Source organism: Desulfomonile tiedjei DSM 6799 (genome assembly GCF_000266945.1).
GTDB classification, from domain to species: domain Bacteria; phylum Desulfobacterota; class Desulfomonilia; order Desulfomonilales; family Desulfomonilaceae; genus Desulfomonile; species Desulfomonile tiedjei.
In genome coordinates this window covers 4,468,261-4,483,614 of record NC_018025.1, presented here as the reverse complement: position 1 = coordinate 4,483,614, position 15,354 = coordinate 4,468,261, and the positions used below count along the sequence as shown (strand labels likewise).

The 15,354-nt window shown below is 50.4% G+C and carries 11 protein-coding genes; 2 read left to right on the top strand and 9 right to left on the bottom strand.

What is annotated here, in order from left to right:
• Positions 1-316: 316 nt before the first annotated feature.
• Positions 317-1,831, top strand: coding sequence for a D-alanyl-D-alanine carboxypeptidase/D-alanyl-D-alanine endopeptidase (gene dacB / locus DESTI_RS19100; RefSeq protein WP_041286335.1), 1,515 nt, complete (start codon positions 317-319; stop codon positions 1,829-1,831).
• A 251-nt stretch (positions 1,832-2,082) separates the two neighbouring features.
• Here the strand turns inward: dacB and miaB are convergent, their stop codons facing one another.
• The 7 genes from miaB to leuS all read right to left on the bottom strand — a co-directional run bounded on the left by miaB (position 2,083) and on the right by leuS (position 10,934).
• Positions 2,083-3,408, bottom strand: a complete 1,326-nt coding sequence (gene miaB, locus DESTI_RS19095) for a tRNA (N6-isopentenyl adenosine(37)-C2)-methylthiotransferase MiaB (protein ID WP_014811609.1) — start codon at positions 3,406-3,408, stop codon at positions 2,083-2,085.
• Positions 3,409-4,011: 603 nt separating this feature from the next.
• Entirely contained in the window at positions 4,012-4,947 is a 936-nt protein-coding gene (gene mdh, locus DESTI_RS19085; protein WP_014811607.1) for a malate dehydrogenase, read from the bottom strand.
• A 229-nt stretch (positions 4,948-5,176) separates the two neighbouring features.
• Complete coding sequence (locus DESTI_RS19080; RefSeq protein WP_014811606.1) at positions 5,177-6,844, bottom strand: glycosyltransferase family protein; 1,668 nt, start codon at positions 6,842-6,844, stop codon at positions 5,177-5,179.
• Positions 6,845-7,006: 162 nt separating this feature from the next.
• Positions 7,007-7,615, bottom strand: a complete 609-nt coding sequence (gene lptE, locus DESTI_RS19075) for an LPS assembly lipoprotein LptE (protein ID WP_014811605.1) — start codon at positions 7,613-7,615, stop codon at positions 7,007-7,009.
• A gap of 15 nt (positions 7,616-7,630) precedes the next feature.
• The gene (locus DESTI_RS19070; protein WP_014811604.1) at positions 7,631-8,065 is read right to left on the bottom strand and encodes a hypothetical protein; all 435 of its coding nucleotides are present in this window, start codon (positions 8,063-8,065) and stop codon (positions 7,631-7,633) included.
• Positions 8,055-8,378 (bottom strand): hypothetical protein, encoded by a 324-nt coding sequence (locus tag DESTI_RS19065; RefSeq protein ID WP_014811603.1) that lies wholly within the window; start codon positions 8,376-8,378, stop codon positions 8,055-8,057. Before DESTI_RS19065 ends, DESTI_RS19070 begins: the two co-directional genes overlap by 11 nt.
• A 78-nt stretch (positions 8,379-8,456) precedes the next feature.
• Complete coding sequence (leuS, locus tag DESTI_RS19060; RefSeq protein WP_014811602.1) at positions 8,457-10,934, bottom strand: leucine--tRNA ligase; 2,478 nt, start codon at positions 10,932-10,934, stop codon at positions 8,457-8,459.
• 803 nt (positions 10,935-11,737) lie between these two features.
• On the opposite strand from leuS, the gene DESTI_RS19055 reads away from it, so the two are divergent.
• A complete protein-coding gene (locus DESTI_RS19055) occupies positions 11,738-13,366 on the top strand; it encodes a nucleotide sugar dehydrogenase (protein WP_014811600.1) in 1,629 nt (542 codons plus the stop codon).
• Between the two features lie 409 nt (positions 13,367-13,775).
• On the opposite strand, the gene DESTI_RS19050 is transcribed toward DESTI_RS19055, so the two are convergent.
• Positions 13,776-14,546, bottom strand: a complete 771-nt coding sequence (locus DESTI_RS19050) for a YkgJ family cysteine cluster protein (RefSeq protein ID WP_014811599.1) — start codon at positions 14,544-14,546, stop codon at positions 13,776-13,778.
• A 39-nt stretch (positions 14,547-14,585) separates the two neighbouring features.
• The gene (gmhB, locus tag DESTI_RS19045; protein ID WP_237671499.1) at positions 14,586-15,200 is read right to left on the bottom strand and encodes a D-glycero-beta-D-manno-heptose 1,7-bisphosphate 7-phosphatase; all 615 of its coding nucleotides are present in this window, start codon (positions 15,198-15,200) and stop codon (positions 14,586-14,588) included.
• Positions 15,201-15,354 lie beyond the last annotated feature (154 nt).

The window sequence follows — 15,354 nt, the reverse complement described above, 5'->3', positions numbered from 1 at the left end:
CCCCTTTTTACTGTCAAGAAAAAAATAAACATAATTTTCCAGTGGTTGATAAAAAAAACGAGAATATAGTGGATGCTAGGATGGAACGTATTGAAATAGCTATACATAATTCGAGGGCGCGCAGCGCGCTCCACCCCGCGAACAAGGGGGCTTTAACCAAAACAAAGCGCTCAAGCTTGACAGGGTACTGCGAATGCGATAACGCTATGTCATCAATTATGTTGTTGAAATGAAACGCCCCCCTCTTGGGACAGCAAACAACAGGATTCCTAACAACAACGACGAAAAAACCGTGATTCCGGAGGAGAAGGTCAATATGCTGATGCTGAGGCTGAAATTATTCACATACGTTAATCTGGGTTTCAAAAGACCGACCAGAGCAGGTTGGATGCTGTTCGTCGTGGCGGTTTTGTTCTACCAATTGCTCTTCAGTCCCAGTACAGCCTTAGCAACACGTTTTGACGGTCAGCTCGAAGCAATTCTCAAGAGAGAACTCCCGGCTGATTTTTCCGTAACCCTGCAGGTGGTGGAATCGGATACGGACCGCGTACTCATGGAAAAGAATCCGGACATGCCGCTGGTGCCGGCTTCCACCATGAAGATCGCAACCAGTGCGACAGCTCTGAGCGTGTTGAAACCCGATTACGTGTTCGTTACGGAAGTAACGGTCGATAATGCCCGGGGGGGCTCGGTGGGGAATTTGTACGTGAGGGGATTTGGAGATCCGTACCTGGTTTCCGAGGAGTTGTACGTCCTGGCAAGGGAGCTCAGGGAACGGGGACTCAAGGAGGTGCGAGGCAATATTGCGGTGGATGATTCGTTCTTTGAGCCAGCCCCACCGTTGGATGAAAACGAGAAAATCGGAATTCGCGCGTATCATGCCCCATACAGCGCTCTTTCCCTGAATTTTAACTCCGTCAAAGTGATCGTGAGGCCCGGTGTTCGCGCAGGTGAGCCGGCGGAAGTTGCGCTCGATCCAATTTCAGAGTACGCAGAGGTAAAATCAGCGGTGAAGACCGTGAAGGGCAACAAACCCGCACAGATAGAGATCTTCAGGAACGGGGGGCAGAAGTATCGAGAAACCATCCGTGTGGAGGGTACTATCGGGGAAGATGCTCCAATAAAGAATCGGTATGTGAATGTGTCGTCTCCGTCTCTGTATGCCGGGGAGGCATTGAGGGAATTTCTCCTCCGTGAGGGCATCAGGGTTCAGGGTAAAATAGTGCAGGGCAGGGCTCCGACCAATGCTGTACCCTACTGGGAGCATACGAATTCACGGCCCTTATCCGCGATCGTCTATGGACTTAACAAATTCAGCAACAATTTCATGGCGGAACAGATCAATCTGACACTGGGGGCCCAGGTGAACGGGGTGCCCGGCACCAGAGAAAAAGGGCTTGCGGTCATCAGAGACCACTTGCTTTCCTGTGGTATTCCTGAATCCTCCTTTACCTTGAGTGAAGCCAGCGGATTATCCCGCAATAATCGAATCTCCGCTGCTGCACTGGTGAAGGTTTTGCAGACCGCTGCCCGCGATTTCACGTACAATGCGGAATTCATGGCTTCTTTCGGGGTCGCCGGGGTAGACGGTACGCTGAAGGAAAAATTTACCGACGCGAAATTGAAGAGGCGACTCAGGGCTAAAACAGGAAATTTGCGAGGAGTAAATGCACTTGCGGGATATGCAGTTTCACCGGATGGAAAGCCGCTGACTTTTGCCATAATTGTGAACGGGAATAGTAAGGTACAGCATTTTATCGATTACGGAGAGCGAATCATGCGGGCCATTCTGGATACGCCATTTCCCTCTCATGCGCACGTGACAAGGTAAAATGTCTCTAAAGAGCCAGCGTATGCGGTGACCAGCGGGAACCGCATCAGTCGAGGTCTTTCGCGACCGATGCAATTCGCTTCGCTCATCACATCCTACGCCGGATTCTTATTTTAGCGCCTATGCCCTACCAGGGGCCTCACTTATTGGTCATGCTATAATTCTTTCCATGGGTTGCACCCATGGCTACCATTTGGATCGCCCCGCTGGGGCTTCGGGCGGCACGTCTCAGCATGTACAAGAAAGGTTCATCAAACCGCGCGGACTGCTCTTAGCGAGTGTTTCAGCCCTTCAGTGATGCGTACGCGTACCAGTTCTCCCGGGCAGATCAAATCCGGGTCTTCCAGATTGACAATTTTGTTCGTACGGGTTCGGCCGAACACCTGGGACGATTGGGGACGAATGCCTTCTGCGAGAATCTCTTCGACAGATCCTTCAGCGGATCGGTGATATTGCTCCGTGATTTGGTCCTGAAGCTCATGGACGCGTGACAGCCGCTCGATTTTCACCGATTCGGGAATATGGTCGGGCATGGATTGAGCTGCAGTAGAAGGCCTGGCAGAGTACTTGAACGAAAATATTTGATCGAAACGGATCCTTTCCAAAGCTTCCAGAGTTTTCATGAAATCTGCCTCGGTTTCACCGGGAAACCCCACGATCATATCCGTCGTAATTGCCACGTGTGGGATGGAATCGCGCAGACTGTCTACTTTAGCCAGATATTCGGCAAAAGAATATCCTCTGTGCATTGCCGACAAAACACTATCAGAGCCGCTCTGCAGAGGAAGATGTATGTGTTCGCAAACGGTTTCCAGATTTGTCATTGCCGCGATGATGGAATCGTCGAAATCTCTGGGGTGAGAAGTGGTGAATCGAATTCTCGCCAGACCGGGTATTCCGTCGAGGTGCCTGAGCAAATCCGCGAATGCGTAACCACGAGCCAGATCTTTGCCGTACGCGTTCACATTTTGTCCGAGAAGCGTGATCTCTCGGATTCCCGTGCCCGCAAGTCGGGTAACTTCTTCAAGAATTTCGTCCATATGTCGACTTTGCTCGGGCCCTCGAGTGAATGGAACGACGCAGTACGTGCAGAAATTCGAGCACCCCTGCATGATAGTGACAAACGAGCACACCGGATTCGCGCCTTTGAGCGGTGCAACCATATGAAGTGACTGTACATCTTCAACGAAATCCGTGCTGGTGATCCGGGATTTTTTCGCTCTGATTTTATCCAGAATTCGCGGAAGTTCGGAAATGTGGTGAGTGCCTAGTACCGCGTCCAGATGAGGGACTTTCTTGAGAAGCTTGTTCTTCTCCTGTTGTGCGACGCACCCTGCAACAATGATTGCAGTGTCAGGTTTTCTCGTCTTGAGAGATTTGAATTTACCAAGCGCACTGTACACTTTGTGTTCGGCTTTTTCTCTGATCGAGCAGGTGTTAATGATGAGCACCTCGGCCGTATCCGGGGCTGAAGCGGCGGACATTCCGAGCTTATCGAGCATTGCGGCCATCTTTTCCGAGTCATGCTCGTTCATCTGGCAACCGTATGTTTCTATATAGTACGTTCTGCGAGTCACGTGATTTCACCTAACCCCCTTTTATTAAAGGGGAGAATGGGGGCATAGGCGTTAAAATAACGTGCTTGATTTACCAAAATCCCCCTAACCCCCTTTAGAAAAGGGGGCGGAAAGCCAACTTCTGCTCCCCCCTTTGGTAAAGGGGGGCGAGGGGGGATTTTTCTAACCCATTGATTTTGATATGTCTCCATTCTTATTTTAACGCCTATGGGGAATGGGGAGATTTTGAATACGAATTGGCATAGCTTCGAGTATTCTGGACCATCATGGAATGGATACGATAGATCGTCAACAGTAGGGCCAAATCGATTGTGAAAAAGTTTCCCGGTCATCCTGACAAAAGGAAAAATTTTCGCGCGAAATTCTATGAACCGTGAAAATATCGCGCGCGTCTTGCTCACAAGTCATTCTCCACAAAAGACTATGCGCGGCCCTGTTACTTTTCCGCTAAGGCCGGGATTCCCGCCGACAGTGCGGACAAAAAAATAGCCCGCCTAATGCAAGGAGGGCTGAGGGTATGGTTAAGGAGTCGTTGTTGACTTATTCAAGTTGCAACATCGATGCCAATTTCTTGCAGATGGTAGAATTATCCGTATCGAACGCTTAGAGAAGGGCGTCCACCTCTTTTACGAGACCCTTTACGGCTTCGACGGATTTGTCGAATGCTTCCTGCTCTTCGGGGAGTAGTTCTATTTCGATTACCTTTTCCACTCCCGATGTGCCGAGTATCGCGGGTACTCCCACGAATATGCCTTTTTCCCCGTATTCGCCATTGAGGTACGCAGCTACGGGCAGGAGACGTTTCTTGTCCCGCAGGATCGATTTTGCCATTTCAACGGAAGAGGCGGCAGGAGCATAGAATGCACTTCCTGTCTTGAGCAGGTTGACGATTTCGGCCCCGCCTTGACGCGTCCTCTGGACTATTTCTGCCAGTCTGCCCTCGGAGATAAAATTGGTGATAGGGATGCCGCCAACGAAGCAATATCTGGTGAGGGGAACCATGGTGTCACCATGGCCGCCCAGGACGAGAGCGTGTATGTCTTCCACCGAAACTCCGATTTCTTCGGCAAGGAAGCTTCTGAAACGGGCAGTGTCGAGTACACCGGCCATACCGAGAATCCGCGCGGGGTCATAGCCCGACTTCTTCCATGCGGTATACACCATCGCATCAAGTGGATTGGACACAATGATCATGATCGCGTCAGGAGAAAATTTCGATGCCTTTTCCGCCACCTCAGCTACGATTCTCACATTGGTGGCCAGGAGATCGTCGCGGCTCATGCCCGGTTTCCGTGCAATGCCGGCCGTAACGATGATGACGTCACTACCTTCAGTCATTTCGTACTGATTTGTACCGAGGACGCGGGTGTCCACTCCGAGAACCGGAGTTGCTTCCCACATATCGAGACCTTTTCCCTGGGGCATACCTTCGATAACATCAAGGAGCACAATATCGCCGAGTTCCTGCGCCGAAGCATACGCTGCCACGGACGCACCAACGTTTCCCGATCCAACCACTGTGATTTTCTTCTTACCCATGTAGCGGCCCTCCAATTGACTCTAATGATTGATATCAATGCAAGCCTCTCCAATTCACTTGGACAAACCACCTGAAATTGGCGTAGACCTGCGCTGTTGCGGCATAAAGGAATCAGTGCAAGGCACTCATTATGCTCCCTGGGTGAACAGTGTCAATGCAAACCGGAGTCTCTCAATTTCGATTTACAGAAAGATGTACAATCCGATGCATTCAACACAGATGATAGCGTCATCTTGTCTTTACAACGAAGACACCGTTCCCTGTGAACACTACAGGAAACTCTTTGGAATCGAATAGAGCAAAATGCGTTCGATCTTTTGTTAATTCTTTAATCCAACTGCCAAAGGGTTCGAAATAGACAGTTCCTTTTTCAAGATTAGTCCGATCGAAGTCCCGTTGTCTTACTACAATGTAGTCGACGCCATAATATCGGACGAACTTTCGTATCTCTTCAGGATCTTCAGCGTAATATGCTTTGAAGAAATCGAATGTCCGCTTCTTGATAATGCTCCAGTACTTGTCAATCCAGGTGTGCGACAACTCGTACGTGACGAAAGCCTTTCTGCAGGCAAAGGTCGGAATTGTGTCCATCACCTCGGGATTCCCCGCAATGAGAGAAGACTGAGGGGTAGTCTTGAGAAACTCGTACAAGTTCTTCTGATCCGAATAATCGTATACACCTATCTGATAGCTCCGAAATCCACCTCCAATGACTGCGCAAACGATCAACCACGGGAATATGATTCGTCTCAGGCCCATTCCCTCCATAGCAGCCAGGACACTTACGGCACTGAATAAACAGAAAAAAATAGTTAGGGAGAACTCTACGTATCGTTCGGGGAGAAAGAGTTTCAACATGAGCAGATATGAAAGGCACCACATGAAAAGCGATGCCGGGAACAAATAGCCGAACACCCGGAATCCTGTCATGTCAAAGGAAAAACCATTTCGTATCCATCCGAACACCGCCAACACGCATATAATGGCAACTCCGCTCCAGCCGGCAACGGGTCCACATTCGGCAAAAGGGAACAAATGGAACCAGGGCATGCCGATTTCATAGAGAATCGGACGTACCGGAATTATCGGGTAACGTCCGGCTGCGGTATATTCAACGTGATTCAGCATTTGAGCCCATGAGACCAGATCGCCTATACCTTCGGGCTTCAGGAAAATGTATCTAAGAGCCATCATGCCTATTCCGATGAGTATCGGCATATGCATGAGGAGTAATTTTCTCAATGGTTGTAGTTGAATAGGTTTGATTCCGGAAGTATCTTCCGGGGGGAGCGAGGCATGCTGCTTCTCAAGGAGTGCCGGGCCGTACTGAACGACGATATACAGGATGTGGGTGGTCAGACAGAGGAGAAAGATGTACGGGTTGAGAACAGAAGCCACCATAATTACCAGAGCCGAAAGAAAAAGATTCCCTCTGGCCAGGAAGAACAGATACGCTGTTAACAGCGGAAATCCGAAGCTTTGCGACAAGCCACCGGAGATCTTGCGGAGAAAGCCCGTGAAAAAGAAGTAAAAACAGACAGCAACCACTCCGGTCAAGTCGTTCTTGAATTGCTGCCCCAATCCAAAGATGAAACCCGCAGTGATAACAAAGAGGATGCCGGTCACTACCTTGGAGAACTGGACAGGGTTCATGAACAGAGCGCCGAACCTGTAGACGGCCTTCACACCCCAGGGGACGTAATATCGGGCATAGTCGGTCAGGATGTCATCTTTGAACATTCCCTCATCCGACCATTTCTGCATCCAATAGAGCTGCTGCCTCACATCGTCATTGATCACGTACGGGTCGATGATGGCAGTCCAATGGCCCATGACGTAAACCATCAACGCTGCACAAAGTGAAAATAGCAGTAATCCTGTACTGCGACTCGGCAATCTATATTTCCACCCGCAAATTCTTTGGAGACACCAGAATTCCTAGGCCAGAATCACAGGGAAAGCAATCCTAATTTTGAAGACTCTTGTTTTCCCTTCGACAAAAAAACTCGACACTAAACAACGCTCATTGAAACGAGACACCTTGCTGCTGTGTGGGATTCAAAAATTATCGTACATCGATCGATGAATTCTGGGTACGAGATCCTTGATTATCCGGGATATCGCTCGACGTCGATTGGAAAGAGTACCGGCAATAGTATCGGTGACATCATACGTGCTGGATGCGAAGATGTCCTTTTTCCACAGGACCTTTTTTGAATCCGATCGCTCGAGAACGCAAAGTACCCGCAACACGCCGGACCGGGTAAGTTCTTTTCCGTCGGCCCGGTACATGGAAGGAGTATCTTCATACGAATGAATAACGGTTTTGAAGATTGCGTCACCCCCATCCCTCACAAGAGTGAGTCGGGTTCCGAGAGCGAACTCATTCCGAAGATCGTTGGTGAGTTCAGTCTCAATTCCCGTCACCGTCGTCTGGTTTTTTGCGCTCTCGACCACACAGGTCTTCACGTCAGAAGGAAACTTTGATTCTTCCAGAGCTCCACTGAAGCGGTACCCGCAGGAAGCCATTACGAGCATAGTCCCGCCCAGCACGATTAATGCTGCTAATCTGCGATATGGGGACAGCGGACGGGCTGGAAGCATTATGTGCTGACTTTCAGTGAATAAGGGCACGGCTCCGGACGGGACAATGTTTGATCCACACACAAAAAAGCGTCCCACCTAAATCATTTCTACTCGATGCTTCGTGCAAACGTCGACAAAATCACCCGTGTTGAAAGTGAAAATGCAGTCCACCCTGACGGCGGGATCCTCGATAATCATGCGCAAGACGTTGTCCACCAAGCTAAGACCTCGACCACCGCGCAACTCGTCTTCCAGAGTCACGGTCAGAGCCTCGTCTCTGTACTTTGTGTCATCGAGGAGTGTCGCTCCGGGACGTTTCAAAAAAGACTCGAACTTTCGCACAGCCAGTGGTCGTCGCACGTAACGCGTTCGCAAGGTCTCGTACAAGATGGGCCACGGAAAAATGCAGTGGAAACGAAAGAGTCTTTCGGCTTTCGGTTGCGCCTCGGTATAGTGCGGATCACGTTTATCCAGAAGGGATATCCAAAATCCGGTGTCTACAAGAGCCGTTCGACCGATTCTATAACTCATCCACGGCCTCCCCTTCCGGAACAGAACCATAACCGGTCCAGGGAGCCTGCTGCCGTTTCCCGAAAAGAAAACTGCCTTTCACTTTTTGATCGTCATCGCGATATATGACATACACGCGAGTTTTCTTGGTTATATCAACATTTTCACGGATGTCATTCTTGAGCTCGTTAATTAGGTCCCCTGACGAATCGTACTGGATGAATCCAACATTATCTCCGCACTCGATGGCCTCATGATTGGCCAGCCATGTGTACATGCCTTCATAATCGCCGGTCACACTGAGGTCGAACGTAAGCCACACAGCTTTCTTCATATTTCGCCTCCATGCAAATTATTCCCGAACTGACTGAAGGAAATCCAAATTTTTGCGAGAAATCTCAAATGTCGGCAATCATCCCACCACCAGATTGAGAATGCGTCCCGGCACCAGAACAGTCTTGCGAATGGACTTGCCTTCAAGGAATTTTCCCACATTCTCCTGCTCCAAAGCCGTGGTACGGATCTCCTCCTCTGACGCATCCACTGAGACCACGATTTCTCCCCGTTTCTTCCCATTCACCTGGACCACCAGAACCACCTGGTTCTGCTCCAGCAAAGCGGGATCGTAACTCGGCCAGGGAATGCGGACCATTCCGGGCTTTTCTCCGAGAGCTTCCCACAGCTCCTCACACACATGGGGGATGAAAGGCGACAAGAGAATAATCATACTGCGCACGGCCTCATGTAAAGCCAAGGCAATGGCTGGAGCCGGCTGGGCTTCTTCCTGCATCGTTTTCCCGATCTCGTTTGCCATTTCCATTACCGCAGCAACCGCAGTGTTGAAATGAAAACGATTCTGGATGTCGTCAGTGACCTTCTTGATGGTTTTGTGGGTCAATCGTCTGATCTGCCTGGAGCGATCCGTGTCTTCCGCGGCAGTTTTCGGAATTCTGTAGTTCCCCAGTTGTGCGACGAGATTCCACACACGTCCGATGAACCGGTACGAACCTTCGACTCCTTCTGACGTCCACTCGAGGTCCCTCTCCGGCGGAGCGGCAAACAGGCAGAACAGCCTGACCGTATCCGCGCCGTACCTATCGATGAGCTCTTCGGGGTCCACCACATTGCCCTTGGATTTGGACATCTTCGCACCGTCTTTAATGACCATGCCCTGGGTGAGCAGGTTCGTGAAAGGTTCGTCCCACTTTTTGATGCCGAGATCCCTCAGGACTTTGGTGAAGAACCGTGAGTACAGCAGATGGAGTATCGCGTGTTCGATCCCCCCGATGTACTGATCTACAGGCAACCAGTACTCGTTTGTTTCCGGGTCGATAATTCCCTTGTCGTACCTCGGACAGGCATACCGGTCGAAGTACCATGAAGATTCCACAAACGTGTCCATGGTGTCGGTTTCACGTCGTGCAGGTTCACCGCACTTGGGGCAGGGCACATTCACCCACCAGTCCAGGTCGGGGAGGGGAGAACGACCGTTCGTGGGAAACTCTATATCAACCGGCAGCACAACGGGCAAATCTGCATCAGGAACGGGGACTGCTCCACATTTCGGACAGTGGATAATCGGAATGGGAGCGCCCCAGTATCTTTGCCTGGAAATTCCCCAGTCTCGAATCCTGTAGTTGATTGTTGCGCCGCCCTTATTCTCGGAAGCCAGCTTATCGCAAATCGCTTTCTTTGCAGACTCATTTTCCGTGCCATCAAAGCCGTTGGAATTGACCAGAACTCCAGGGTCCACGTACGCTTCCGTCATGGTCTCTGCATTGAGGGGTTGGCCTTCAGGCTGAATGACCACTACTATTCTCAGGCCGTATTTTTTTGCGAATTCGAAATCCCTTTGATCGTGTGCCGGAACCGCCATGACAGCGCCCGTGCCGTATTCGTAGAGGACGAAATTGGCAACGTAGATAGGCATCCTCCAGCCGGTAACCGGGTTAATGCAGTAAGCTCCGGTGAATACGCCTTCTTTTTCGGCCTGATCGCCCACGCGATTTTCCCATTCCTGCTGCAGAACTTTCTGAACGAAATCCCGCACCTTGGTTTCCTGAGGAGTCCCCTTCGACAGCCTCAATGCAAGCGGATGTTCCGGAGCAAGGCTCATGAAAGTGGCGCCGTACAGCGTGTCCGGCCTTGTGGTAAATACTTCTATGGATTCATCGGAATTCTCGATTCCAAACAGAATTTTGGCTCCTTCACTCCGACCGATCCAGTTCCGCTGCATAATGAGAACTTTTTCCGGCCAGCCTGGGAGCTTGTCACACCATTCAAGGAGCTCTGCCGCATAATCGGTGATCTTGAAGAACCAGCCTTCCTGATCTTTATGAACGACTGGCGTGCCGCAGCGCCAGCATGCCCCATCTTCCACTTGCTCGTTGGCAAGGACCGTCTGGCAGGGCTCACAATAATTGACGATGGATTTCTTTCTGTACACCAGACCTCTGTCCATCATCCTCGCGAACAGCCATTGTTCCCATCGATAATATTCAGGGTGGCAGGTGGCTATTTCCCTGTCCCAATCGTATGAAAAGCCCATGCGTTTCAGTTGCCTGCGCATTTCGTCGATGTTTTGCATAGTCCATTTTGCAGGATGAGACCCGTGCTTTATGGCTGCATTTTCCGCGGGCATACCGAATGCGTCCCAGCCCATGGGGTGGAGGACGTTCAACCCTTGCATCATCTTGAAACGTGCCACAACATCGCCGATGGAATAATTTCTTACGTGCCCCATATGGATGCGTCCCGAAGGATAGGGAAACATTTCAAGCAGGTAGTATTTTTCCTTGGAGGAATTGAGCTCCACTTTAAAGAGTTTTTCTTTATCCCAGAAATTCTGCCATTTTTTCTCGATTGCCTCTGGGTTGTATTTACGTTCCATGGTTCCTCCATTGTTCCGATAGCATTCAGTTCATTTTCGGATCGGACGAACATGTCTGAATGCTCAAAACACCTTTCATAGCACACACATCGGGTTGCTTCAATGCATCCTTATTCCCTGAACACGGTGGAATGAGGATCATGGTTCATATATGCATTGTCGAAAGTATTCTTCTCGACTTGCCGCTAGAGGAGAGAGGTATCCATTCAGTGATCGGCGAGAAGAAAGGACTCAAGCCCCGGAGGGGGCGGACCAACAGTAGCCACGGGTGCAGCCCGTGGAACAGGATGCCTCAATCCCTGGCAAACGACCCTAGCGGGGTCGCCCAAGAACGCAACAATTCCAGGAGTATAATTGGGGAGACCCTTCCAGGGTCGGCAATAACGAGATCTCGATACATCGTTTCCGTGGGTTGACGAAACTGTCTCAAAAATCGAAATTTAACCCGGATCGTAACACGAATTCCTCATTGTCTTCCCGGCCTGATTGTAGGGGCGGACCTGCGAGTCCGCCCAAATGTGGGCAGACGCATTGGTCTGCCCCTACTCCGATGGATAATAGTGGCACGATGTGTTGCGTATTCGAGAATTTTGAGACAGTCTCTGACACCCACGACTATCATTGGGCTGCCCCTTCGGGGCATTCATCGCATTCCGCATGTAACTGAAGCTTTACGGAGAGAGCGCCTTTCCTGTTGACGGACGCGGCCTTTGGGATTTAAGGTGTCGGGTTGAATCCCGAAGCCCGGGATGAAACTCGACTCGATGTGAGGCGCGTCCGGCCTCCCCCTGAGGAAGAACACTATGCAGACTTTTTCCGTGAGTCCCGAGGGAGAGAAATTCCCTCTTCCCACAGATGAAGATTACCAAAAAGAATTCAGACGACTCCAGGACCTAGCTGACCGGCACAGGCAGATGGGGCAAGAAATTGTCGTGGTGTTGGGCATGGGGTTCGTCGGAGCTGTGATGGCTGCAGTTATTGCGGACTCTACGGATGATTCGGGAAAACCGGGCAAATTCGTCATCGGAATGCAACGACCCAGCACCCGGAGTTACTGGAAAATTCCTCTGATCCAGAGAGGAATTGCTCCCATGAAGGCTGAAGACCCTGAAGTCGAGAAAATCATTCATCGCTGTGTTGTCGAAAAAGAATCGCTTACTGCTTCGTATACGTACCAGGCTTTGACGCTCGCTGATGTCGTAGTTGTAGACGTGCAATGCGATTACATCAAAGAATCCTTGAATAATGTGAGCACCGGGTACGTTCAGATGGAAGATCTGGAAAAGGCTCTTGAGATCACGGGAGAACTGATTCCCTCGAATGCCCTGGTGCTCATAGAAACCACCGTTCCTCCGGGTACGACCGAACAGGTGGCATATCCATTAGTGAAAAAAGCATTCAAGAAGAGGGGAATAACCTCGGAACCTCTCCTCGCGCACAGCTATGAACGGGTCATGCCCGGCAAGGATTACGTTTCTTCCATAAGAAATTTCTGGAGAGTATGCAGCGGAGTGAATTCGGAATCGCGGGAACGGGTTATCAAATTCCTCACTGAAGTCCTGGACACAAAGAATTTTCCTCTCACGGTTCTCGAACGCCCCATTGAATCTGAGACCGCCAAAATAGTCGAGAACAGCTTTCGCGCCAGCATTCTTGCGTTTCTCAATGAATGGAGCCTGTTTGCCGAGCGCAATGGAGTGGATCTTGTAAAAGTGATTCAGGCAATTAAAGTGAGGCCTACCCATTCCAATATCATCTTCCCCGGCCCGGGAATCGGCGGCTATTGCCTCCCCAAAGATGGCGGATTGGCTGTGTGGGCGTACAAACATCTCCTCGGATTCGAGGACGATCTGTTCAAGATTACTCCTGCAGCGATCAACATCAACGATACGCGCGCTCTTCACGTCCCGGAACTGGCCAGAGACGCGCTGCGAAATATGGGCAAGTACATCGCTGCCTCAAAAGTGACTATCCTCGGTGCATCGTATCGAGAGGATGTGGGAGACACGCGATACAGCGGTTCCGAAGTGATAATCCGGCGGCTCGTGGAAATGGGTGCTGAAATCTGTGTTTACGATCCATATGTGGATCACTGGTGGGAATTCGAGGCCCAGGAAACGTACCCGACGCCGGGAAAGAGTCGGGGGCGTTTTTTCAGAAGCCAGAAGAAATTGTCCGAAATGCGCATGGAACCAGATCTTGATACAGCGCTCGCGGATGCGGATGTCGTGATTTTTGCGGTACGCCACAAGCAATTCCTGAATCTCCCTCCCGCAGATGTGGTGAAAGCAGCAGGTGGACCGCTGGCAGTGATCGATTGTTTCGGAATTCTCGATGACGAAAAAATAAAGGAATACTTTCAACTGGGTTGCGAAGTGAAAGGATTGGGACGCGGCCATATCAATAGACTGAAGAAACAATACAAACGCTAATCCTTAGGAATGCGAACACTGACCTGTTCCCAGGTCAGTGGCACCCCCCACAGGCATTAACTTGGTGGAATATTCCCCCTTTTATGAACGGGGGCCAAAGCATAGGCGTCAAGAAATAAGGTCAGACTACTTCCAACTTTCCTGGTAGGGGTCGGCGTCTCTGCCGACCCGCATTTGCCGGAAACGTTCACGAACAGCGTTAGAACCTACCATTCAGCAACAAATCTAACGATTGTCATTGCGAGGAGCGAAGCGACGCGGCAATCTTCTGACTTATGCCTGCACCTTCAGGGGATTGCTTCGCTTCGCTCGCAATAACACCCATTCGGACGTTCTTCGACCACAATGAGCGGTTCACTTTGCTCACCACCGTCCTACGCTATCTGGTTCTCTCGCATATACAGCAAGGTTATGACTTCGGCTTCAGAACCGGTTCCCGAAACAAAGCGAATTTCAGCCAGAGAAACGCAAATTCGAGCAATTTGGTATCGTCTGCTTCGATCTCGGCCACCATCTCAGGATCAAGCTCGAATTTATCCAGAAATCGACTCTTGAATACGAATTGCCGAAATTTCTCCAAATTGTAACAGGACATGACGAACATCTGGAGATGCTGGGGGCTGAATTCAACGGATTTGCCGCGATTCCGCATTACGTACAATTCCATGAGGAGATCGTTGATTCGGTTATAATCTTCCATCCCCTGGTCGCTCAGCCACTCGGAGACTTTCCATGATTTCTTTTCTTCAAAGCCTCTGCAATGATCCTCGCGTACGGTAAAATAGAATTCCCTGTGAGATCCATCCATAACATGAGATGTGGAAGCCCGCCCGAGCGGATAAATCCTGCACGCTCCAGGCCTGTCTTCGTACACGGAACAGCCCGTGGGGGTAACAAAAGGACATCGTTTCCCCGAAGCACAGTCCATTTCCATGAGGACTTCGGGAAATCCGTGAGCAGTGCGCCACCGCATGACGGTGTACCGGTCCAGGAACTCCTCTGATGTGAGCTGCAGCCGATTCTTCAACCGCAGTACATCATAAGGAGTAAGCAGCAGTTCCAGTTTTCCGCAGCACTCGGTAAAACAGGGAACGTGCGGTCCGCACCCAAAGCAAAACTCGCTTTCTACAGACAAGCGGGCATTCGCGTCCAGAGGAGGCCAGCCCTGAACATTACTCATATATTTATCTCCTGACGCTTTCTTCCTATTGGCAAGGGGTCAAACGGTCACATCCTGGACGGTATTTTGACGGTTTGCCAGATCACGGGCAAAATCCAATAAATCCTTGAACACTGCATGAGCAGTATCATCCTGCCCATCGGTTATCCGCACCGAGCGAACTCCGGCTCTGCTTCCCGCTTCCATATCTGAAGGAGAATCCCCCACCAGGTAAGACAAATTCAGGTCGATGCCAAGATCCCGTTGAGCCTGCAGGATCATGCCAGGTTGAGGTTTTCGACAATTGCAGAGTTCGTCCTTTTCATGGGGACAATGATACACAGCATCAAGAACCACGCCGTTTCGAGCCAATACTGAACGCATATGATTGTGCACTTTTTCGAGATCCGATTCAGTCATCAAATTTCGAGCGATTCCCCGCTGATTCGTGATCACTACGAGAACGAACCCCATATCGCGCAAGAGACGAAGCGCTTCCGCGACCCCGTCCAGGAAAACGAATTGTTCTATAGAAGAAACGTAATGATCTTCCGGTAACTTGTGGTTAATAACACCGTCCCGGTCGAGGAAAATAGCTTTACGCGGCATATTCTTGTTGAGGGTGCCCGGAGCCTGAGACTTCAGATCGGCAGCAATGATACGTTTTCGACGCATCGAGGTCAAGCACGCCCCCCCTGATGGTGAAATCAGAGGCTCCTTCAAGTTACTTATCAGCATCGCGCTTTTTAATTCGAAAAACCGGGACATTGATCGTTTTTTCAAGGATATGACTAGCGTTTAGCGGATTTTCGGTCTTAGAAAAGACAGG

Bases quoted from the DNA above. Each gene is read 5' to 3' on its own strand.
- dacB (WP_041286335.1), top strand. From the start codon at position 317: ATGCTGATGCTGAGGCTGAAATTATTCACATACGTTAATCTGGGTTTC.
- mdh (WP_014811607.1), bottom strand. From the start codon at position 4,947: ATGGGTAAGAAGAAAATCACAGTGGTTGGATCGGGAAACGTTGGTGCG.
- DESTI_RS19070 (WP_014811604.1), bottom strand. From the start codon at position 8,065: ATGAGTTATAGAATCGGTCGAACGGCTCTTGTAGACACCGGATTTTGG.
- DESTI_RS19065 (WP_014811603.1), bottom strand. From the start codon at position 8,378: ATGAAGAAAGCTGTGTGGCTTACGTTCGACCTCAGTGTGACCGGCGAT.
- leuS (WP_014811602.1), bottom strand. From the start codon at position 10,934: ATGGAACGTAAATACAACCCAGAGGCAATCGAGAAAAAATGGCAGAAT.
- DESTI_RS19055 (WP_014811600.1), top strand. From the start codon at position 11,738: ATGCAGACTTTTTCCGTGAGTCCCGAGGGAGAGAAATTCCCTCTTCCC.
- DESTI_RS19050 (WP_014811599.1), bottom strand. From the start codon at position 14,546: ATGAGTAATGTTCAGGGCTGGCCTCCTCTGGACGCGAATGCCCGCTTG.
- gmhB (WP_237671499.1), bottom strand. From the start codon at position 15,200: ATGCGTCGAAAACGTATCATTGCTGCCGATCTGAAGTCTCAGGCTCCG.